We start from the raw sequence: 22,572 nt of genomic DNA on the forward strand, positions 1-22,572 counted from the left end.
TTTTTGTGATTCAATACTGGTCAATCACTTCTCTCAATTGATTCAAATAACTTTCTTTCAATTCATCTGGGTATTCAATTTTCACATGTTTCCCGAATGACATAAAATAGTGTGTCATATATGATAATTCTTCTTGGTTGTACCCACCCACAATATAAGGAATATGATCAACGATCTCCAATTTCATATTCGGGTAATGATGCTTCAAAAACTTTTCTTTTCCTTGTTCCGTTAATCGACATTTAAATGAGATATCATGATAAGTTTTTTCGTACGCGAGTTGCAGTTCTTTTAATTCTTCCTTCGTAAATGTGTCTCTGATTTCTTCTTCAATCACCATGTCCTTCATAAAGTCACATCTATAGATGCCCCACTTTTTATTTTGAACATCATATGCTTGAGAAAACCAAATGCCATTTCGATAAAACAACTCAAGAAACTGCAGCCTGATCCATTTATTTTCATATTGAGTGTAAGTCATCTTCACTATTTGATCTTCCATCATCGCCTGTAAAATCAATTCCAAATGATTTTGTTCACTAACTGGTGCGACATTATAGTAATGAATCACATCCAAAGTCTCCGTAATCATTTGCTTTCTCTCATCAGACATTGTGGCAAACAGCTTTTGGCGAATTTGTGAGTAGGATTTTTTAAATGGTGTTGCTGACACCAGGTCTAGCGCTTTAAGAGCGAAAAAAATAGCTTGGACTTCTTCTATATTGAAATAAATAGGAACCAATGGAGATTGATTCACCAGTCGATATCCTCCGTGTCTGCCATTTTCAACGTAAAAAGCTAAGCCCATTGACTCTAGCTCTTCTATATCCCTTAAAGCCGTCCTTTTAGAAATGCCAAATTCGGATTGTAAATCCTTTAACTGAAAAGAGTGTTTATCACTTAAAAAAATAAGTTCTTGGTTTAATCGTTCTGATTTTTTCATTTGTATTCCCTCTTAAAAAGGTGCCTTCTTTTGTCACCTTTATCATTTATACTCAGCTTATCAAAAGAAAAGGAGCATGTACATGCAAACATTAATCATTAACGCACACCCAGATTTCACTCATCGAGAAAGTTATTCAAACAAACTGCAAACACTATTTTTAGAACAGTTTAAAGAAAGGTTTCCTCATGAAGAACCAACCATTTTGCATTTATATGGAACTGAAATTCCTCGTATCGAAAAAGAACAGCTGCTAGGTATTTGGGATAAGCAAGCATCCGAACAAACATTAACGGCTACCGAAGAAAAAATCGCCGCTGCGTCATCTGCTTTATTGGCTCAATTCAAAGCACATCATCGAATTGTGATCGTGTCACCTGTTCATAATTTCAATGTGACTTCACGAATGAAAGATTATATAGATAATGTCTTTATTGCGAGAGAAACGTTCAAATATACAGAAAATGGTTCTGTTGGTCTGATGACTAACGATTATCGTGTACTTTTGCTTCAAGCAAGCGGCTCAATTTTCACAAATAACGATCGATATACACCTCTGGAATTTTCGCATCATTACCTAAAAGAAATATTCCAAAACTTGATGGGCTTTCAACAATTTCATATTGTCCGAGCACAAGGAACAGCAATTTTAGAGCAAGATGTGATCTTACAATCGGCATCTGATGATATGACGAAAACCTTAGATCAGTTTTATACACCTAGTTAACTTCTATTTAACCAAAAAGACCCAAAACGAAAAATCGTGCTTTTTTTGATAAAAATCACCTTTTTCGTTTTAGGGTGCTATAAAATCTTTCACTTGATGTGTATCGGTGAGACCCCAAGCACTGCGACTTCATTTCAATTACGACATACTTTATTTATCCCACATTCTCAACTGCTAGTAAGACTATTTTTTATAACCAATGATGCCGTTTCACGCGGATGGCTAAGAGGAAAATGATGGCCATACGGAACTAAATCAACCTTACCAAGATGCGATGGAGCAGAATAGCCTTTGTCATACTCCCCCCAAATCATGTGAAGATTATGCTTTGTTTCTTCATTGAAATCACCGTGATCGTTTTTCAAAAGTAACTGGTTAAGCTGAACCGTCGTATTTAAAATTCTAGGAGACGTAAAACTGTTTCTGATTTTTTCAATATAATGTTCAGGGATGCTCTCCGTGCTCTCAAACAAACCTTTACTTAATAAATAACGCTCTATCCTATTAGGAGTTGCTAATTTTAATGTCCATTTGTTCATCCATTGTGGAACATTTAGCGATTTAGCATTTTTTTTAGCAACTGGCGGCTGAAGTAAAGTGATTGAATACTTCTTATCTATGTACCCTTGTCCCAATGCTTCCAGTAGAATAAACGCACCGAATGAATGGCCAATTAGATGTGCACCATTTGTCGCTTTCTCCAATAACTTTTTCACTACATTCAAGTAGATATCTAGAAGGTTTTTCTCTCGTTTAAAAGGGGAACGCCCTAAGCCAGGAAGATCCAAGACCCATACAGGTTGACCCGTTTTTTCATGAAGCTCTTGTGCTAAAGGAAATAAATCCTCTCCATTACTCAATAAACTATGTAATAAAATAAATGGTTTCCCCTCTCCGTGTAATTGGTAAACGGTATTGTTATCGCATAATGTTCGCTCATATAAATGATGATGCTCACCATGTTGATCCATCATTCGATAATCCAGATCAGCTACTACGGCAGGTAAAAACTTCATGACGCTCGTCTTCTTAAACCAATCTCCTCCCATTATGTTTTTCACTGAAGCATTTGAAAATGTTCGTTTAGTCATAAAATTGAGTCCATCAGAAGGAATGTTTGTTATTTTACTTACTCCACTTTTCATCATTGCTTTCATAAACGGCATTGGGACAGAGATTTTTGGTGCTCTCATATTCATACTTTCCGACATCACACTTAATAATTCAGCAATGTTCGGATCGTTCTCTTTGTCTTCAACAAGTGTATATGTTTGAATAGCGGGCTGTTCGATCCTGAGAACCTGCACAATAAACTTCGCAAACTCATCGTTTGAAATCAGTGGCAGTCTATATCTTTTACCTCCAGGAATCACCGGCATGAGTCCTCTTCGTATACTTGTCACAAGCAAACCTAATCCTGCTATCTGCTCTGTACTCCCTGTTTTACTACTGCCGACTATAGTTGGCGGATTAATGACAGAAAGCGGATAACCTAGTGCTGTTGCCTGTTGACGGATATAAAGATCTGCTAAAAACTTTGTTCTCTCATAAGGATTTTTGATTTTCAAATAATTGTTTCCTTCTTTAAACACATCAATTGCAATCTTGCTATTTTCATCATCAAAGGGACTCATATAACCGACAACATGAATAAAATGCTGCAAGCCCTTCAATTGATTAATATTTTTAGCTAATTCACCAATATATTTGGCGCCATTTAAAAAGACGGAAGCTGCCTCGTTACTTGTCGCTTGAATATCCATGGGGCCTCCTGCGTGAATCAGCACATCCGTTTTCAACACCATCTCCATATCTTTAGCACTTAGACCTAAATCTATTTTCGTTAAATCACCTTCAATAAAGTGCATCACTTCCTGTTTTAAAATGCCTCTTTCTTGAAAAATACGTGTTGCTTTACTTTTCGACCTCACTAAAAGAAGAATGTTCACATCCTCTTTGGCTAATTCTTCGACTAATTGCTTTCCTATAAAGCCTGTTCCACCTGTTAAAAATACTGTTTTCATATGAAGTCTCCTTTTAGTACTATTTAGTACTAATTTGATGTAAAAAAAATGCTTCTATTATCGAAGCAAGTTAAATAAATGATCTGCTGTTTTTGTGATGACCGTTGCATCCTTCAATGTTTCTGAAATAAATAACGCTCCTTCAAGATTTGTAATAAAAAGTGATGCCACCTCATCAATATGAATCGTATTTCGGAATTCCCCGCTCTCTACCCCTTGTTTCAGCAATAGAGAAACTTTCTTTTGTAATCCTGTAAAAAAAAGACCTATTTTTTCTTTTATTTGCGTGGCCTGTGCAGGACTTTGAATATAAAGAGTAATAAATGGACAGCCGCCCTTATACTCTCTCGACTGAACGCCTTGTGATAATTGCTTTAAAAACAGTTGGATACGATCTTCAACTGAAAATTGGGTCTGAGAAATTACGTCGTCTATTGCAGCTTGATACATGTCAATCCAATAATCAACGACCCCTGCTAATAATTCCTCCTTATTAGAAAAGTGATAATACACATTAGACTTTGACACTTTGCTTACACGTACCAATTCATCCATACTTGTATAAGCAAACCCTTTTTCCAAAAATAATGTTGCAGCTACTTCAAGCACACGTTTTTGATTCATTAATTTTACCTTTGTCATAATTAGAACTATACAGTACTAATTTAAATGTTGCAAGTATTTATGATCATTTAGAAAAGAGTTTGATGAAAAAGTTTTCTTGATACAGTCAAACGCAAATGAGGAAACAAACCCTATATCCCATTCCATGTCTCAAATGAAAAATGCGTCCATAGAAAATTATGATGGCTTTAATGATAATCATGATGTGATTGGAGAGGTGGAAAGACTTCACGAACGACATTATTTCTGTCATTCCATCATGAATGTGAGTAAGAACCATTTTTTGAGGGTTCATACTGAAAATTTATCCCACTAAAAACACAACGCCATGAAGATTTTCAATTAACAAGTGGTATCACTCGAAATTACATGCCTTCAAAAAGCATTGTGTATCAATGTTTTTTATTAACCAATAGAACTTTCCATTTCAAACTTGATTAATTTTGCTCGAAATTGGGCTGTAATGATTAACAATAAAACCGCTCAAACCTTTGATATAAAGCCATTCTTCAAAGTGGGTTCTAACCTATCAAAAAAGTACCTTAAATAACGCTTTACTCGACTCACCCTTTTAATCGAAAAAGACTTATAAGGTAAAAACTTCTATTAACGATATTCGTGGAATGAATTTCTTCGTCACAACACACACAATAATCTTTTCGGTTTGTGATAGTAAAAGACTAGCTCTCACAATGACTTTATCATTCTATGGCAGTTTATCCAAGGTCAATCCTCCAGAAACTAGCTGCAAAATTTCTTAAACACGTGAGCACTTAATTCCGCTTTTAGGATGACTTTATAGTTTGACCCGACGCTTCTCTATTCTTCGCATCTTCACTGGTTTCCCTCAATTCCTTGATATCGTACCCAAAATGGCATTAAATCAAGGTTTTAATAGGCAATTCCATATCAAAAACCTATAATTTTGGACGAATTTAAAAAAGCCACATATACCGAAACCCCTTTTATATCAAGGCTTTCAAGGCTATGTAGCTTTAATTTGACGGCTTAAGGGTACTCTCCCTATGGCTTCTTAATTTCTTCTATGCTGTTTTTGTTTACAATGCTCTTTGCAGAATCGATTTTTCTATTCGTACACAAGACAACATCTTTTATAACAAGCTTTTGGATTGCGGATATGAGCGTTTCCATAAACTCATAATCGGGTTTGTTATTTTTAATAGGAAGACTTATAAATTTATTTCTGACTACATTCCAACCACCCAATTTATTTTTATATGAATATTTCGGCAAATCTGTTACTTCATTAATGCATGGAACAGTAAATAAATACTGATTCTTTGATAGTTCCCTATCGTCATAAATCCATTTAATTGCATAAGCATCAGATAAAACTGTAAACTCCCTGGATTGAAAATACGCTCGATACACATCACTATTAGAGGGAATAGAAATTACATTCTCTAAAATAGTTGCGTTTTCTTTAGGGGCAAAATAGTTTAATCCTTGGTTCATAAAACTGGAAGTAAGGCATGGAAGAATGTATTTTCCTGTTGGCTCTTTAGGTAGTTCTTTAGCTTTATAAGGTAACTTTTTTGTATTTATCCTTTCGAATAAATATTTCATCTGATACTTTTTCCATTCAACCTTATTGAAGGATCTTATCGCCCTTTCTTCTTCTTCTGTTAACTCACAATTTTTCAGACCTGTAGCAGTTAAATAAGACTCCAGCTCACCAACACGTTCAGTTTCTAACTCGGCTATGAAGCTTTCCATAAAATCAAAATCTATTTCATTTTTCAGTATGGGTAATGTTATTTTTTGCTTTTCTATAATATTTACATTAAAACTTGAACTACCCCAAGAAAAAGAACTGAAGGATTTCATCATTGTTGATAGGAAAAACTGTGCGTTCTTTTTATTAAATCTTTTATCTTTTGCCTTTAATATTTTAATTTTATCACCAGTAAAATATGGATTTTCTTGATAAAACATTGTTGCGGTATCTTGCCCAAAAGAAATTGTATTACCTTCATTTAAGAATTTTTCATCTTCATTAATAAAACCCTTTTGTCCATTGTTGGAACTCATTCTAACAACATAAGGATAGTCACCACTTTTTAAAACTTGGACTTTATTTGCATCAAATCTCTTTTTAGATGATAAGACCTCAAATAAATCACCTATTTTATATTCGCCCCACTTAACTTTCTCTAATTTTTTGTTAAGTGAGGCACCTATTTTCCCAAGCTTTCATCACCTTTGTTTTGCTGTCTTAAAATATTTGATACTTCCCAAGCTAAGTAGTCGCTTACAGTTTTTTTGAAATCTTGTATAGTAGGTTTAGTGTCTATTGGTGCGCTTTGATTCCAATCTGCACCATTATTAGGATCAATAGTACCTTCGTAGTACTCTTTTTCCGTAAAAAATTTGAGTTTGCTTTTTCCAAAGCGGACCAAGTTTACTAGCTCATCATATCGTTCTTTAGCATGATCAGTGTCTTTTAGGTTGTTAGTAGCTTTCTTACGGTTAGTTCTAGTGTATCCATCATTGGAGAAATCAATAAACTTTACAATCTCATCTTTATGATGTATTTCATTCACTTTAAAGACGTATATATTAGTTTGGACGCTTGATTTACCGATGAATATATCCACAGGCATTTTAATGCTTGCTAAAAGAGTATGCTTTTTCAATATTCTCTTATTGTATTCTTTAGCTTTTCCAGAACCTGCAGAGTTTTGAATAATAATTGCAGCATAACCTTTATTCATCATTCCAAGTGCTTTTTCAACAAAGTTCATCCCACTTCCATTGGCGGAATATGGTGGATTCAGAACAAAAGCATCTGCAGGGAATTTACCTTCAGTTTTACCAAAGCCATAATTTCCGTTAAAATCTTTCAAAGAGTCTTTGTTTAAAATATTTGAGCTTCCATCACCCATTAAAATCATATTTAGGATTGCCAACATATACACGCTTGAGAGCAACTCTAAGCCTAGCAATTGTTCAGCTTTTATTTTAATCTCTTTTTGAGTAAGTTCTTCAGGTGATGTAATATTATCTTTGGCATCATTAAGCATTTCATTCATAGCAGCAACCAACAATCCTGCAGATCCCGTAGCAAAATCCCACACATATGAATCTTTATTTACTCGTGCTAATTTAACCAAGAGAGTAGCAACATAAGATGGAGTAAGAACTACATCGTTAAGTTTGTCTTGGGAAAAGCCAAGCCATCCATACATCTCATTAAATAGCTTACCTGTGAAATCAGTTGTTAGCCCTATCTTATAGTATATGCCTAAATCATCTACAATTTTAGTAAAAACCCTTTTTAGTTGACTTTCGCCATTTTCAACCTTGTTGATATTATCAGTTAAAAGTGTGTTTTGCAAAGTCCTTATGATAAGTTCTTTTTTCTCATTTGGTAGTTCTTTTTCATTCAAAAATGCCCTTATTTTTCTTACTATTATTTCACCATCAGTATTTCCTTGTTCAGTAGAAGATTTTAAATCAGATTTTTCTAGAGGTGTAACTTTCCCAGGTATTCCAAGTGTTGCAATAATAGAAGCCGCAACTAAATAAACACGATCATTCTCACCTAATCCTTTTTCGTTTTGATAAATATCGTTATTAAGTTTCACTAAACTAGCATCTATCTCTTTTTCTCGTTGTTCTTTTAACTTATCAAGTTCTTCTTGTGATAAATGTAGTGTTTTTACTTTACTAATAAACGCATCAAAATTTGCAGGTGCTAAAAATGAAAGGTCTGAATACACCCCAACTCTTTGTCCTACCCCTAAATTGCTCTTTGAAACATAATAAACTCCAATTTCATGTTGGATTTTTCCAGTTTCATCTTTGTATCCTGTCACACCAATAGCAATAATATCTGTATAACTAGTATGATGTAGCAAAGCATTTGCATAATGCACGGCTCCATTTACTGCAAATGAATTTATATTTTTAAAATGCGGCTCATTTTTGGAAGTTTTATTTTCAACTTGTCCATTACTATCAAGTTTTACAAGTTTATCTTTATAGCCCTTATATTCAATAAGAACAGGATAAAAATCTAAATTCTTGTCTTGTAAAAGTAATTTTACATCAGGACGATTTGCACCTGATCCGCCATTCTTAGTAAAATAATCAGAAAGTGCTTTGTCTATTTCAGTATTTAAAGCCTCCTGTTCTAATTTATAATCTAATTTATAAGATTTAAGCCAACCGTTCGCTAAATCGGCAATATTTGGTTCTACTGATTTCCCCACTTGTTTATAACCTCCTATTATCTATGTCTTCTGTTATAAATTCTAATATTTCATCCACTCCACAATTAAGTACAATACAGATTTTTTCTATACTTTCAAGTGAAACATATCTATTTCTTTTTAAGCGTGTAATAATGTTTGCACTAATACTCGCCTTTTCAGCAAGTTCTGCATTTGTCATTTCCTTATCTATAAGCAATTTGAACAATTTATTGTAGCGGACAGCCATTGCTGAAGCCTCCTTTTAACATTCTAAACAAAATTTTAACACGAATACGTGAATAATTAAATTAGAATGTGAATATTGTGGCAAATAAATACCTATCAGTTTTCTTACTTCTACAAAAAATTTTGATTTCTTTCAAACAAAACACCAAAAACGATAGAAATATGGCATTTAAAGATGTTACGAAAGATTGGCTTGAACATAAAAAGCTAATGTAAAGGAATCAACTTTTACTCAAATTGAAGTTTTTAGAAATCACGTTTTACCCACTTTTGGGCATAAAACAATCAAAACATCTTGGATATTACTGAAAAAATAGAAGAAGACGAACTTCAAAAGTTCGCCTCCTACACTAAAAGATAAAATCAAATCGGCACGCCTTCAATTTTATATTTTTTAATGATCCCTCAAACCCTTGATATACAAAGGCTTTTTCTGTATTAACCAATAGAACCTTCCATTTCAAACTTAATCAAGCGGTTCATTTCAACGGCGTATTCCATTGGCAGTTCTTTTGTGAATGGCTCGATGAAGCCCATGACGATCATTTCTGTTGCTTCTTCTTCAGAAATTCCGCGGCTCATCAAGTAGAATAGCTGTTCTTCTGATACTTTTGATACTTTCGCTTCGTGCTCTAATGAAATGTTGTCGTTTAAGATTTCATTGTAAGGAATTGTATCAGATGTTGATTTGTTATCCATGATGAGTGTGTCACACTCGATGTTTGAGCGTGCACCTTCTGCTTTGCGTCCGAAGTGAACGATTCCGCGGTACGTTACTTTACCGCCTTGTTTCGAAATCGATTTCGATACGATCGTTGAAGATGTGTTTGGTGCAAGGTGAATCATTTTAGCACCTGCATCTTGGTGCTGACCTTTACCTGCAAGGGCAATACTTAATGTCATACCACGAGCGCCTTCACCTTTTAGGATGACTGCTGGGTATTTCATTGTCAGCTTAGAACCGATGTTTCCATCAATCCATTCCATTGTTGCATTCTCTTCACAAATCGTACGTTTTGTCACAAGGTTGAAGACGTTGTTTGCCCAGTTTTGAATCGTTGTATAACGGCAGTAGCCGCCTTTTTTGACGATGATTTCAACAACCGCACTGTGAAGTGAGTTTGTTGTGTAAACTGGAGCCGTACAGCCTTCTACGTAATGCACATGTGCGCCTTCGTCAACGATGATCAGTGTACGCTCGAACTGACCCATGTTTTCAGAGTTGATACGGAAGTATGCTTGAAGTGGAGTATCTACTTTTACGCCTTTTGGTACGTAGATAAATGAACCACCAGACCATACAGCCGAGTTAAGCGCAGCAAATTTGTTGTCAGTCGGAGGAATGACTTTTGCCCAGTGCTCACGGAAGATGTCTTCGTTCTCTTTTAATGCGCTGTCTGTATCTTTAAACACAATGCCTAGATCTTCAAGATCTTGTTTCATGTTGTGATACACAACTTCAGATTCATACTGAGCAGATACACCTGCTAAATATTTTTGCTCTGCTTCTGGGATACCAAGCTTATCAAAGGTTTGTTTGATTTCTTCTGGTACTTCATCCCAAGAACGCTCAGAGCGCTCAGATGGCTTTACGTAGTACGTAATTTCATCAAAATTTAATGCATTTAAATCTCCGCCCCATTGTGGCATCGGCATGTTGTAAAAGTGCTCAAGAGATTTCAAACGGAAGTCAAGCATCCACTGAGGCTCTTCTTTCATACGAGAAATTTCTTCAACGATCTCTTTTGTCAGTCCGCGCTCTGAACGGAAAATGGAAACGTCTTTATCAGAAAAGCCGTATTTATATTCACCAACATCTGGCATTTTTTTAGCCATCCATTTTCACTCCAATCTTATGATTTGCCGTTATCTTCGGCAGATGCGCCTTTTTCAAGCGCCTTCCATGATAATGTTGCACATTTGATGCGGGCTGGGAATTTTGCCACTCCCTGCAGCGCTTCAATGTCACCAAGATCAATGGAATCGTCGTATTCTTTTCCTTGCATCATATCGGAGAAAATCCGAGACATTTTCAAAGCAGTTTCAATATCTTTCCCTTTAATCGCCTGCGTCATCATTGAGGCAGATGCCATCGAAATCGAGCATCCTTCTCCTTCAAATTTCGCATCAGTGACTTTTTCGTCTTCGATTTTCATCGTAAGACGAATACGGTCACCACACGTTGGGTTGTTCATATCGACGACAATACTGTCGTTTAACACACCTTTGTTTCTCGGATTTTTATAATGATCCATAATCACTTGTCTGTACAGTGTGTCTAAGTTTACATTAAAAGACATTCGTAAAATACTCCTTTGTCTTACGGAGCGCTGCAATGAGTAGATCAATCTCTTCTTCTGTATTATACAGGTAGAAGCTTGCTCTTGCAGTCGCTGATACACCAAGCCATTTCATGAGCGGCTGTGCACAGTGGTGTCCAGCACGAATGGCGACACCTTCCGTATCCAGAACAGTTGACGCATCATGCGGATGGACGTCGTCTAAGTTAAACGTCACAAGCCCAGCTCGGTGCTGCGGTCCATAAACAGTCGCACCTTCAAGCTCCTTAAAGCGCTCAAGCGCGTAAGTGGCAAGCTGATGCTCGTAACGGCTGACTTCCTCCATACCGATGTCATTTAGGAAGTCAATTGCTTTTCCTAGTCCAACTGCTCCAGCAATAATCGGTGTTCCCGCTTCAAATTTCCACGGCAGCTCTTTCCATGTGGAATCATACAGATCCACAAAGTCGATCATTTCACCGCCAAACTCAGCAGGCTCCATATTATTCAACAGGTCCTTCTTCCCGTAAAGCACACCGATGCCAGTCGGTCCACACATTTTATGCCCAGAGAATGCGAAAAAGTCACAATCTAGATCCTGAACATCAATTTGCATGTGCGGAGTGCTTTGTGCACCGTCGACGACAATGATTGCCCCATGTTCGTGGGCAATTTTGGCGATCTCTTTAATCGGGTTGATGGTTCCTAATACGTTTGAGACATGTGTGACAGCGACGATTTTCGTTTGATGTGTGATCGTTTGCTTCACATCTTCAAGCGATAGCGTGCCGTCTTCCTGTAACGGAATGTATTTCAATGTGGCGCCAGTTGCTTTCGCTGCTTGCTGCCAAGGGATGATATTCGCATGATGCTCCATATGCGTAATGACAATCTCATCGCCTTCTTTGAGGTTGGCTCTAGCATAGCTGATCGCCACTGTGTTTAGTGCAGTCGTTGTACCTCTAGTAAAAATAATCTCCTGGACAGATGAAGCACGGATGAATGCACGAACTTTCTCTCTCGCACCCTCGTATGCGTCCGTTGCTCTTGTGCCAAGGGTATGAACACCCCGGTGGACGTTCGAGTTGTAAGACCGGTAATACTCATTCATTGCATCAATGACCACTCTTGGTTTTTGAGAAGTCGCTGCACTGTCCAAATACACCAAATCATGTCCGTTCACTTGCTGATGAAGGATTGGAAATTGCTCACGAACGTCTTTGATATTCATTATTTTACTTTCCTTTCAATTACAGAAATCAGCTGCTTTTTAACTCCTTCAATCGGCAGTTCTTTCACAACTGGATTTAAGAAGCCGTAAATCACAAGTCTTTCTGCATCTTCTTTGGAAATTCCGCGGCTCATGAGGTAGTACAATTGAATTGGATCGACACGTCCAACAGAAGCAGCGTGCCCTGCTGTCACATCATCTTCATCAATTAATAGAATTGGGTTTGCGTCACCGCGTGCTTTCTCACTCAGCATGAGGACACGTGATTCCTGCTCTGCATTTGACTTTGTTGCGCCATGCTCGATTTTGCCAATTCCGTTAAAGATAGAGGATGCTTGATCCTTCATCACACCATGCTTCAAGATATACCCTTCAGAGTTTTTACCGAAGTGGATGATGCTTGTTGTGAAGTTTTCTGTTTGGTTTCCTCGGCCGACAACAACTGATTTCGTATCACCGAATGTACCGTCGCCCATCAGTTTTGTGATGTTTTCAGACACAACGTCTCCATCATTCATCAGACCAAGCGCCCATTCGATTTTACTGTCACGGCCATTAGCCATACCACGTCTGTTTACATATACTGTGACACCTTCTGCAAGGTTATCTACAGCACCGTATGTGACGCGGGCGTTTGCACCTGTGAACACTTCAGAAACGATATTGAAGATCGCTTCTTCCGGTTTTGCTGTACTGATGTAGTTTTCTACATATGTCACAGCACTATGATCGTCTGCTACGACGATGACATGGTTGAACAAAGTCGTTTCGTCATTTTCATGAAGATAAACAGCTTGAATTGGTGCTTCAAGCTCAACGTTTTTCGGAACATAGAGGAAAGCTCCGCCATTCACTAAAGCAGCGTGTAAAGCTGTTAGTTTATGCTCATCCACTTTCACTGCATCTGTCATGAAGTATTGTTTCACTAAATCTCCATGCTCACGAATCGCTGTATGAAGATCCGTGAAGATCACACCTTTGTCTTTCGCTTCAGCTGAAAGAGACAAATAGGCCGGCGTTTGATCACGCTGAATGTAAACTGTCTTATCTGTGTCCTCTAAATCAATAAGAGATTTCACTTCTTCAGGAAGCTCTTCTAATGATCCAAATGGTGCACTTTCGACTGTATGCTGTTTGAAATTCGTTAAATTCCATTTTGAAATATTCGTTTTGTCAGGCTTTGGCATTGGGAGGTCTTCTGCTTTTTCAAGAGCCTGTAAGCGAAGGGAGCTCATCCATGCCGGTTCCTGATGCTTCTCGGAGAAGCTTTTGACATAATCTTGATCTACTGATAATTTCGTTTCTAATGTCATCAATAATCCTCCTAACGCTTACGCTTCTTGACCAACAGTTTCGTCTTCAATTCCTAACTCTTTTTTAATCCAATCATAGCCTTCTGCTTCTAGACGCTGTGCGAGTTCTGGTCCGCCAGATTTCACGATACGACCTTGCATCATGACATGAACGTGATCTGGTGTGATGTAGTTCAGTAGACGCTGATAGTGAGTGATCATTAAGCAGCCGAAGCTTTCGCCGCGCATTTTGTTAATTCCTTTAGAAACAACTTTCAGGGCATCGATATCAAGACCAGAATCGATTTCGTCAAGGATGGCGATCTTTGGTTCAATCATCATTAATTGAAGAATTTCGTTGCGTTTTTTCTCCCCGCCTGAGAAACCTTCGTTTAAGTAGCGCTGTGCCATATCTGGGTCCATTTCAAGGAACTCCATGTTTTCGTCCATTTTGCGGATGAACTTCATAAGAGAGATTTCATCGCCTTCTTCTCTGCGTGCGTTAATAGCAGAACGAAGGAAGTCAGCATTTGTGACACCGCTGATTTCAGATGGGTATTGCATCGCAAGGAAAAGACCAGCTTGAGCGCGCTCATCTACTTCCATTTCAAGGACATCTTCGCCATCAAGCAAGATGCTGCCTTTTGTTACTTCATATTTAGGGTGACCCATAATTGCAGCAGATAAAGTAGATTTACCTGTTCCGTTTGGTCCCATTACTGCGTGGAATTCTCCACCTTTTATCTCGAGGTTTACACCCTTTAAGATTTCTTTCCCTTCAATCTCAACGTGCAAGTCCTTAATTGTTAATGTCGAAGCAGTCATATATCGATACCTCCAAAATAATCATTATTCTCAATTTATTCTCATTCTAATTTTATAACAAATTAAAACTGAATACAACACATTCACGATAAGCGTGAGAGGATGCTCTCAAAATTCTAACAAAAAAAGCAGGTAGATAAAAGGATTTATGTCGAAAAGACTGTTTTCATAAAGAAAGGGCGGGAAACTGTTCTCCCCGCCCCTCAGCTATTATTAGCCTCTTATATTCATTTTTGCGAGCTGTCTTTTCTCATCTCGATAGGACTGCTCTCGTTTATATTCCACTTTCATCCTTAAGTCATGGTCTCTTTCGTACTCTGCATAGCTCATGCCATGAGCTTGATGCATGGCCTTTTCCATCTCGGCGGTATAATCCAATCCCAGTGTACTATGGTCCGAACAAATAATAAACCATTCCCTTCCTTGAGTGTAGCTTTATTGTAGCAAACGTATGCGGCTTCACTCAAAAGGGATATGACGCTCTATGACGTCATATTTTCTCACACATTCGGTTGAGAAGTACTCAACTCCTTGATATGGAAAAATACCTTGTTTTCCTTCTTTTAATGCGTCTGTCCTCCAAATTCATCAATACATTGCTGAACGACAGTGATTCCTTGGCTTAGTGCTGCCCCGCCGCCAAAAGCTGCCGCCACGCTCACAACCTCTAGCAGATTCTCTTCTGTCGCCCCTTGATCGAGCGCTCCCTTTGTATGATAAATCATGCAGTATTCATCCTGCGCATGAATACTGATGCCGAGGGCAATCATTTGTTTTTCCTTTTGCGTTAATGAATCGCTTTGAAAGCACTGCTCCGTAAATTCATTAAATTTCTTTCCAAACACCGGCATTTTCTTCTGGAATTCACCCATTGCGGTTTTATAATCAGTCAGTGATTGCTGCATGGATCCGCTCATATGCTGTTCATTCATTTTGATTCCATCCCTTCAGGTCATTTGTACGTTTTTATTATGAGCGAGATTTGAAAAAATACACAAAAAACCTCGCTTTGAGGAAAGCGAGGTTGAAATGTTGTTATTCAGATACAGGCAATACTGCACCGTCATATTTTTTGTCGATGAATTCTTTGATTTTATCAGAGTGAAGAACTTCCATTAATGCCTTGATCTTATCTGATTTTTCGTCACCTTTGCGAACCGCAACGATGTTTGCATATGGGTTGTTCTTTGTTTGCTCAAGTTCGATTGAATCTTTTTTCGGATTCAATTTATTTTGGATCGCATAGTTGACGTTGATAAATACAGCATCGCCTTCACTGTTTTCATAAGCTTTCGCAGTTAATTCAGGCGCGATTTTTTTGAATTTTAGGTTCTTTGGGTTTTCTTTAATGTTCTTTACTGTTGCGTTGATTGTATCAACCTTTGGATCAAGCTTGATGACACCAGCATTTTGCAGAAGGGCAAGCATACGGCCTTGTTCAGCTACGTTGTTTGTCATGATGATTGTGCCGCCGTTTGGAATATCTTTTACTGATTTGTATTTCTTAGAGTAGATACCGAAAGGCTCAAGGTGAACCGCACCAGCACTCACTAGGTTATAATCTTTGTTTGATTTATTTTCTTCGTTTAAGTAAGGGATATGTTGGAAAAAGTTCGCATCCACTTCTTTTTCAGCTAACGCTTTGTTGTACATTTTATAATCGCTAAGCACTTTCACTTTTAAATCGTAGCCTTTTTCTTTTAGAAGTGGTTTTGCTTCTTCAAGAATTTCGGCATGCGGCGTTTTTGAAGCGGCAACCGTAATGGTTTTGCTTTCACTTGCGTTATTAGATGAACCGCACGCAGCTAAAATACCTGCAAATGCTAGAAATAGTGCACTTAAAATCAATTTCTTCATGAATAAATCCTCCCTTAACGTTTATCAATTTTATTTGTAATCAAATCACCGATTATTTGAATAATAAAGACGATGATGAGAATAAACACAGTGGCTACAAGTGTGACATCTGTATTACCAGATTGGTACCCTTCCACATAGGCGAGGTCACCAAGTCCGCCTGCTCCAATTGCACCTGCAATCGCAGTAGAGCCAATTAGAGCAATCGCTGTTACGGTAATACCTGAAATAAGGGCTGGCAATGATTCTGGAAGCAATACTTTGAAAATGATTGTCGACGTTTTTGCTCCCATTGATCGTGCTGCTTCAATGACTCCTTTGTCTACCTCACGCAGTGCAATTTCGACAAGACGTGCATAGAATGGAGCTGACCCTATGACAAGGGCAGGGAGTGCTGCATTTGGACCTAGAATCGTATGCATTAAGAATTTCGTGAACCCTAGTAAAAGAATAATTAAAATGATAAAAGGAATCGATCTGAAAATGTTGACGACAGCGCCGATGACAGCATTAATCGGTTTATTTTCCCAAAGACCGCCTTTTCCTGTAAGGAAGAGCAGGAGCCCTAAGATAATCCCGATGACAAAGGCAAATGCCAATGAAATCAGTGTCATATACACCGTTTCACCTGTTGCACTCCAGATGACGTCTAAATCAACGTTCGGAAACCATTTCTCAAACATGTGTCATCACCTCGATTTCAACCTGTTTGCTTTGGATATAGGCGATGGCTTTTTCTACCTCGGTCTCTTCTCCATTAATGTGGATAAAGAGTGTTCCAAACGCGCCTTCCTGCGTTTGAGAAATCTTCCCTTGAAGGATGTTCACATCGACATGAAACGATCGAATGATTTCTGTGATCAGTGGCTGCTCGGCAGAGTCTCCAATAAAGGACAACCGTACGACCTGACCTTCTTTTACTCGTTCTAGGACGTGCTCGATTGTTTCTTTCGCTTCTTCTGGTTCCGCAAGCTGTTTCACAAATCGCTTCGTCATTTCTTCCTTCGGCTGTCTGAAGACACGCAATACTTCGCCTTCTTCGACAATACGTCCATTTTCCATGACCGCGACGCGATGACAAATTTTGCGAATGACGTGCATTTCATGTGTAATGAGCACAATCGTGAGCCCTAACCGTTTATTGATATCGGCCAAAAGCTCAAGGATTGAATCGGTCGTTTGCGGATCTAGCGCAGATGTCGCTTCGTCACATAGAAGAACCTTTGGATCATTCGCTAATGCTCTCGCAATGCCGACACGCTGTTTTTGCCCGCCGCTCAGCTGAGACGGATACGCATTTTCTTTTCCTTCTAAACCGACCAATTTAATCAGTTCATTCGCACGTTCTCTCCGTTTTGATGTCGGTACCCCTGCGATCTCCAGCGGGAACATAATATTCTGTCTCACCGTTCTTGACCAAAGTAGGTTAAAGTGCTGGAAGATCATGCTGATTTCTTGTCTTGCTTTCCGAAGTTTCGCATTCGATACTTCATTGATCCGGTTGCCTGCCACTTCAACAATTCCTTCTGTTGGCAGCTCCAGACCGTTTAATAGGCGAATAAGCGAGCTTTTTCCTGCACCACTATACCCGATAATTCCGAATATTTCACCTTTATCAATATCCAAGTTGACGTCTTTCACGGCATCAACATTTCCGCTTTTTGAATGATACGTTTTTGATACATTCTGTAAATGGATCACAGTCTGATCACCTGCTTTCTTGCTGAATCTATAGGTTTCCATCACATACGTTATTTATTCTTCTTTCTGTCATGACTCTAGCCTGACGCCAGGTCAGTAAAAAAGACCTAACTGCAACGCAAGCAGAAAGGCCTTTTATGTCAATTACGCCTTTCTCTCATCTTTCAAAGCGCTGCGGCTTTGAGTGAATTGGCACCAATTTCAGCTATGCTGACGGTTGCCGGGTTTCATAGGGCACGTCCCTCCACCTCTCTTAATAAGAGAAAATATGTTGTTTTATGTGATGTTCATGTTTTTACTAACGTAGAATATCATGCTATCTGAGATATGTCAACGCTGTAAATCGCTAATTTCCAAGTAAACAACTACGTTATCATTTTTCGAAAAAAACCGTTCGTCAGCCAAAGCACTGCCTCTAGTCTAAGGAGCGCACGGAATGACCCTTTGACTTTGACTTGTCCTCTGCTGATTAACTGCTGTAAGGACATATCTCCATCTAATAATTGTAGAATCTCTTTCCTCTCACCATAAAAGATGAGATCCGATAACTCAATTGCAGGTAGTTTCTTCACTTCACCACGTTCATCCACAATCAATGTACAAGAGTCAGTTTCCGCCTCAAATGTAATCTTCAAGGATGATGATGAGAGCAGCGGTTTTAATAGTAAACGCTGCCCTGTGTTACCATGGGCTTTCACATTTTCCACATGTATAACCTCCCTGTCATTTGGTTATACATAACATTTCTCTACAAACATCTTCTTGTCCTTTATAAATAACTCGACAAATTTTCAAATGAATTTCTTGAAATATGACAAAAAACCGCTTTATTTAGCGGTTTCAATCATTTCATGAAGATATGGAACTGAGTGAAAGGCATAGCCTTTTTGCACCAACTCTCCTTTTTTAAACAGTAGAAAGCAAGGAACACTCTCGATCTCAAATGCTTTTGCAAAACCTGGTGAATAGTTTAAATTGTTTTCGTAAAATGGTACATCCGGCTGCATGGCGTCTACGACTGCCAGCATTTTCTTTGCCAGCTGGCATGTTCCGCAAAACGGTGTATATAAGTATAAAAGAAATAAATCGTCCTCTATCTCTTTGAATTCGCGTTCTTCAATCTCTTTCATAATACGTCCACCCTCATAAATATTTCGAATGAACATCAATGTTTGCAGCTAATAGGATAGATGCAATGTGGGCTGACGGTGAAGCGGCCACTTCGCGGTACGTTCTATCGACAAAAAGATGAAGTGCTTCAGGGAATTCTTTTCGAAATTGCTTCCGCAGTTTGTCGCCTGCATCGTCACTGTCTGCTAATATGTAAACGTCTTTCCCCACTAAATCGTCCACAAGCTGGTCCAGCTTCGATGTACTGATCGTGCCATTGGTGCAAATGATGGTAACAGGTTCACTTATGACTTCTTTCAGCTTTTGTTTGTCTGTTTTACCTTCTACAATGATGACCTTTTCTATCTCGACATTCATCACGATCACCCGGCCCTTTTGACGTTGATTCACTTCTTCCTTAGATTACAATCTTTCATCCAGGTTGTAAAGATTGGGCGCCTCGTCATCAAAAAGACTGCAGTTTTTGTTCACTGCAGTCTCCTCTGTGATTAGCACCACCCATTTTCATCGTCACAGTCTACATATTTTTCTGTCCCATCGGTCAATGTATCCGTTAGACGATAAAAACGATTTTGATCATAGGAATATCCCGATTTCAGCTCATATTGGTTTTCACTAATCATTGTGCCAATCTCTTCATTTTGATGATAAAGCACCATGCCGCTTTCTTTGAATCGTCCAGTGACATGCTCTGTTATATCCACCTGTTCTTTTTGAAAAGACAAATTGGACACCCCCCATAAAGGTAGAGTGTCCAATTTCACATGAATTAGTCTTCTTTTGTCATTTCTTCATATTGCTCAGCAGTCATTAAGTTCTCGATTTCAGATGCATCAGCTGGTTCTACAACGATCATCCATGCTTTTTCATATGGAGAGTCGTTGACGAATTCTGGGCTGTCATCCAGCTCATCGTTCACTTCGACGATTGTGCCATTGATCGGTGCATAAAGTTCAGAAACTGTTTTCACTGATTCTACACTTCCGAAAGGCTCGTCCGCTGTGATTTTGTCTCCTACTTCAGGAAGCTCAACGAACACGATATCGCCAAGCTCAGATTGAGCAAAATGCGTAATACCGATACGCACCTTATCTCCTTCTACTTTGACCCATTCATGTTCTTCTGAATAACGTAAATCTTTTGGTGTGCTCATTCAATACCCCTCCAGTCTTTTCTTACAATCTATATTGAAGATACCACAATCTGAATGAAAGTTACATCATTTCCAGACGCTTTTAAATGTATCTTCGTTAAATCCAACTGTTACTCGTTTACCGTCTGTTATAATCGGGCGCTTGATCAGCATTCCGTTAGACGCGAGTAATTCTAGCTGCTCGTCCTCTGACATTGCAGGAAGTTGATCTTTCAGCTGCAGCTCCCGGTATTTTTGTCCGCTTGTATTAAAGAATTTCTTCAGCTCTAAACCGCTTTTTTCGTAAAGGGCTTTTAATGTTTCTTTATCAGGCGTCTCTTCGACGATATGTATGCTGTTGATGTCTTTATTGTGTGCTTCCAGCCACTTTTTTGCTTTTCGGCATGTACCGCAAGATGGGTATTCGTAAAAATCTAAAGCCACCATTTTCACCTCCTGCAAATTGTGACAACATTTTATCACAAAATATTTTAAAAACCTAAATGTATGCTTACAAAAAGGTGCGGAGTGATATCCGCACCTTTTAAGCCATCCTTATACGATATATTTCTCTGCTTCAAAGATTCGTTTTGCCACTTCACGCTTTTTGGCGATGACATTGATTGGAGTAAATCTTGTCAGCTTGCGAAGGGCTGACAGGCTCATGCGGAGTGAATCTCCTTCCTCCATCGCAATCAAGGATTCTTTTGCATGGGCTTCAATCTTTAAGAAAGCCTCCTGCGTGAAAATTTGTGTGTAAGCCAGCTTTTGAGCGTTCTTTTCTACGCCTGATGCAGCGATTGCCTTTTCCGTACGCAAAATTGCTGATTCAGCAGCAAAAATTTCATTGACGATATCGGCTATGTTCACAAGAATTTCTTGCTCTTTGTCTAAGGCTTTCCCGTATTTCATGGCTGCCATACCAGCTACCATTAAGGCGACCTTTTTCGCATGGGCGAGCAAATATTTTTCTTGATCGAGCGGCTGATCGCCTGGCTCTTCCGGCATCATCATCATTAGCTCTTCCTGTAAGGTCTGCGCTTTTTGAAGCAGCGGAAGCTCTCCTTTCATCGCTTTCTTCAAGAATGTACCTGGTACAAGCAAACGGTTGATTTCGTTTGTCCCTTCAAAGATCCGGTTAATTCGTGAGTCGCGATAGGCTCTTTCGACCTCGTATTCTTGCATGAATCCATATCCGCCGTGAATCTGCACGCCTTCATCCACAATATAATCTAACGTTTCAGAGCCAAGGACTTTACAGAGAGAGCATTCAATCGCATATTCCGCAATGGATTGAGCAATTTGTTTGCCGTCTTTTTGCTCTTCGTCACTTAATAGACCCATCCGCTGTTCAAATAATCCAACCGTGCGGTAAACAGCACTTTCCATCGCATAGAGCTTTGCTGACATATTGGCTGCTTTTTCACCAATTAAGCTGAATTGAGAAATTGGTGTTTTGAACTGCTTACGCTGGTTCGCATATTCGGCCGACAATTGAATCACGCGCTTTGATGCACCGATTGTGCCGACTGCCAGCTTGTAGCGTCCGATATTTAAAATGTTAAAGGCAATCACATGTCCTCTGCCAGCTTCACCGAGCAAATTCTCCTTCGGTACTTGGGCATCTTCAAGAATTAATGTTCTTGTCGATGATCCTTTAATGCCCATCTTTTTCTCTTCAGGTCCCGTTTTGACACCTGGAAAATCCTTTTCGACAATAAAAGCAGAGAAGTGTTCACCATCAATCTTCGCATATACAACAAAGACATCGGCAAATGCGGAGTTTGTGATCCACTGCTTTTCTCCATTGAGGACATAATGGGTACCTGCTTCATTCAGAACCGCAGTTGTTTTTGCTCCAAGAGCGTCAGAGCCTGATCCTGGCTCAGTGAGTGCGTACGCCGCAATGGTTTCACCAGAGGCGAGTCCTGGCAGGTACGTTTCCTTTTGCGCTTGATTTCCGAAGAGCACGATCGGCAGAGAACCAATACCGACATGAGCGCCATAGGAAAGTGAGAAGCTGCCTGCTCTAGCGAATTTTTCAGTAATGATTGCTGAACTGATTTTATCTAATCCAAGCCCGCCGAATTCTTCAGGTACATCGGCTCCTAAAAGCCCAAGCTCTCCAGCCTTTTTGAGAAGCCTGACCGAATGCTCGAACTCATGGTTTTCAATTTGATCTATATGCGGAACCACATCTTGTAATATATAATCCTCTGTTGTCTTTCCAATCATTTGATGTTCATCAGAGAAATCCTCCGGTGTAAAGATATGCTCATAATTCGTCTCATCAATTAAAAAGCTTCCACCCTTTTTTACATCTTCCAATGCTTTCATCCTGAT

At 38.9% G+C, this 22,572-nt stretch carries 24 protein-coding genes and 1 riboswitch; of the genes, 1 reads left to right on the top strand and 23 read right to left on the bottom strand.

Annotated elements, in window-relative coordinates; genetic code table 11:
* Positions 1-10: 10 nt before the first annotated feature.
* The gene (locus MHI46_RS15475; protein WP_342502921.1) at positions 11-943 is read right to left on the bottom strand and encodes a WYL domain-containing protein; all 933 of its coding nucleotides are present in this window, start codon (positions 941-943) and stop codon (positions 11-13) included.
* Between the two features lie 82 nt (positions 944-1,025).
* On the opposite strand from MHI46_RS15475, the gene MHI46_RS15480 reads away from it, so the two are divergent.
* Complete coding sequence (locus tag MHI46_RS15480) at positions 1,026-1,670, top strand: NAD(P)H-dependent oxidoreductase (protein ID WP_342502922.1); 645 nt, start codon at positions 1,026-1,028, stop codon at positions 1,668-1,670.
* Positions 1,671-1,837: 167 nt separating this feature from the next.
* Here MHI46_RS15480 and MHI46_RS15485 read toward each other — a convergent pair whose 3' ends face one another.
* The 22 genes from MHI46_RS15485 to MHI46_RS15590 form a co-directional block, all read right to left on the bottom strand.
* Positions 1,838-3,694: an alpha/beta fold hydrolase gene (locus MHI46_RS15485; RefSeq protein ID WP_342502923.1), complete on the bottom strand. Its 1,857-nt coding sequence runs from the start codon at positions 3,692-3,694 to the stop codon at positions 1,838-1,840.
* A 57-nt stretch (positions 3,695-3,751) separates the two neighbouring features.
* A complete protein-coding gene (locus MHI46_RS15490) occupies positions 3,752-4,318 on the bottom strand; it encodes a TetR/AcrR family transcriptional regulator (protein ID WP_058838126.1) in 567 nt (188 codons plus the stop codon).
* Positions 4,319-5,341: 1,023 nt separating this feature from the next.
* Positions 5,342-6,520, bottom strand: a complete 1,179-nt coding sequence (locus tag MHI46_RS15495; RefSeq protein WP_342503262.1) for a restriction endonuclease subunit S — start codon at positions 6,518-6,520, stop codon at positions 5,342-5,344.
* Positions 6,517-8,553, bottom strand: a complete 2,037-nt coding sequence (locus tag MHI46_RS15500; protein ID WP_342502924.1) for an N-6 DNA methylase — start codon at positions 8,551-8,553, stop codon at positions 6,517-6,519. The genes MHI46_RS15495 and MHI46_RS15500 overlap by 4 nt, the downstream gene beginning before the upstream one ends.
* Positions 8,554-8,557: 4 nt before the next feature.
* Positions 8,558-8,782 (bottom strand): helix-turn-helix transcriptional regulator, encoded by a 225-nt coding sequence (locus MHI46_RS15505; RefSeq protein WP_342502925.1) that lies wholly within the window; start codon positions 8,780-8,782, stop codon positions 8,558-8,560.
* Positions 8,783-9,219: 437 nt separating this feature from the next.
* Positions 9,220-10,617, bottom strand: a complete 1,398-nt coding sequence (sufB, locus tag MHI46_RS15510) for a Fe-S cluster assembly protein SufB (RefSeq protein ID WP_017368012.1) — start codon at positions 10,615-10,617, stop codon at positions 9,220-9,222.
* A gap of 17 nt (positions 10,618-10,634) precedes the next feature.
* Positions 10,635-11,081 (bottom strand): Fe-S cluster assembly sulfur transfer protein SufU, encoded by a 447-nt coding sequence (sufU, locus tag MHI46_RS15515; RefSeq protein WP_039181277.1) that lies wholly within the window; start codon positions 11,079-11,081, stop codon positions 10,635-10,637.
* Positions 11,071-12,291, bottom strand: coding sequence for a cysteine desulfurase (locus MHI46_RS15520; protein ID WP_064498067.1), 1,221 nt, complete (start codon positions 12,289-12,291; stop codon positions 11,071-11,073). The genes sufU and MHI46_RS15520 overlap by 11 nt, the downstream gene beginning before the upstream one ends.
* Positions 12,291-13,604, bottom strand: a complete 1,314-nt coding sequence (gene sufD, locus MHI46_RS15525) for a Fe-S cluster assembly protein SufD (protein ID WP_024423399.1) — start codon at positions 13,602-13,604, stop codon at positions 12,291-12,293. Before sufD ends, MHI46_RS15520 begins: the two co-directional genes overlap by 1 nt.
* Positions 13,605-13,622: 18 nt before the next feature.
* Positions 13,623-14,408 carry a Fe-S cluster assembly ATPase SufC gene (gene sufC / locus MHI46_RS15530; protein ID WP_007500355.1) on the bottom strand — a complete coding sequence of 262 codons (786 nt, stop codon included), beginning with the start codon at positions 14,406-14,408 and terminating at the stop codon, positions 13,623-13,625.
* A gap of 213 nt (positions 14,409-14,621) precedes the next feature.
* A complete protein-coding gene (locus MHI46_RS15535; protein WP_254965641.1) occupies positions 14,622-14,756 on the bottom strand; it encodes a hypothetical protein in 135 nt (44 codons plus the stop codon).
* A gap of 215 nt (positions 14,757-14,971) precedes the next feature.
* A complete protein-coding gene (locus MHI46_RS15540; RefSeq protein ID WP_003212803.1) occupies positions 14,972-15,340 on the bottom strand; it encodes a carboxymuconolactone decarboxylase family protein in 369 nt (122 codons plus the stop codon).
* A gap of 103 nt (positions 15,341-15,443) precedes the next feature.
* Complete coding sequence (gene metQ, locus MHI46_RS15545) at positions 15,444-16,265, bottom strand: methionine ABC transporter substrate-binding lipoprotein MetQ (protein WP_024423400.1); 822 nt, start codon at positions 16,263-16,265, stop codon at positions 15,444-15,446.
* A 14-nt stretch (positions 16,266-16,279) separates the two neighbouring features.
* A complete protein-coding gene (locus MHI46_RS15550; RefSeq protein WP_079919062.1) occupies positions 16,280-16,948 on the bottom strand; it encodes a methionine ABC transporter permease in 669 nt (222 codons plus the stop codon).
* Positions 16,941-17,966 carry a methionine ABC transporter ATP-binding protein gene (locus MHI46_RS15555; RefSeq protein ID WP_058838173.1) on the bottom strand — a complete coding sequence of 342 codons (1,026 nt, stop codon included), beginning with the start codon at positions 17,964-17,966 and terminating at the stop codon, positions 16,941-16,943. The genes MHI46_RS15550 and MHI46_RS15555 overlap by 8 nt, the downstream gene beginning before the upstream one ends.
* A gap of 154 nt (positions 17,967-18,120) precedes the next feature.
* Positions 18,121-18,229: riboswitch (SAM riboswitch) on the bottom strand.
* A gap of 102 nt (positions 18,230-18,331) precedes the next feature.
* The gene (locus tag MHI46_RS15560; RefSeq protein WP_024423403.1) at positions 18,332-18,673 is read right to left on the bottom strand and encodes an SCP2 sterol-binding domain-containing protein; all 342 of its coding nucleotides are present in this window, start codon (positions 18,671-18,673) and stop codon (positions 18,332-18,334) included.
* Between the two features lie 120 nt (positions 18,674-18,793).
* Positions 18,794-19,096: a thioredoxin family protein gene (locus MHI46_RS15565; protein WP_342502926.1), complete on the bottom strand. Its 303-nt coding sequence runs from the start codon at positions 19,094-19,096 to the stop codon at positions 18,794-18,796.
* 13 nt (positions 19,097-19,109) lie between these two features.
* On the bottom strand, positions 19,110-19,454 hold the full coding sequence (locus tag MHI46_RS15570; RefSeq protein ID WP_024423404.1) for a toprim domain-containing protein: 345 nt from the start codon (positions 19,452-19,454) through the stop codon (positions 19,110-19,112).
* A gap of 131 nt (positions 19,455-19,585) precedes the next feature.
* Positions 19,586-19,822: a YusG family protein gene (locus MHI46_RS15575; protein ID WP_039181284.1), complete on the bottom strand. Its 237-nt coding sequence runs from the start codon at positions 19,820-19,822 to the stop codon at positions 19,586-19,588.
* 44 nt (positions 19,823-19,866) lie between these two features.
* Positions 19,867-20,250: a glycine cleavage system protein GcvH gene (gene gcvH, locus MHI46_RS15580; RefSeq protein ID WP_008347039.1), complete on the bottom strand. Its 384-nt coding sequence runs from the start codon at positions 20,248-20,250 to the stop codon at positions 19,867-19,869.
* Positions 20,251-20,316: 66 nt separating this feature from the next.
* On the bottom strand, positions 20,317-20,673 hold the full coding sequence (locus MHI46_RS15585) for an arsenate reductase family protein (protein ID WP_251181255.1): 357 nt from the start codon (positions 20,671-20,673) through the stop codon (positions 20,317-20,319).
* A 111-nt stretch (positions 20,674-20,784) separates the two neighbouring features.
* Entirely contained in the window at positions 20,785-22,566 is a 1,782-nt protein-coding gene (locus tag MHI46_RS15590; protein WP_144494165.1) for an acyl-CoA dehydrogenase family protein, read from the bottom strand.
* Positions 22,567-22,572: the final 6 nt, after the last annotated feature.

This window comes from Bacillus sp. FSL K6-1000, from assembly GCF_038630785.1.
GTDB lineage: Bacteria > Bacillota > Bacilli > Bacillales > Bacillaceae > Bacillus > Bacillus safensis.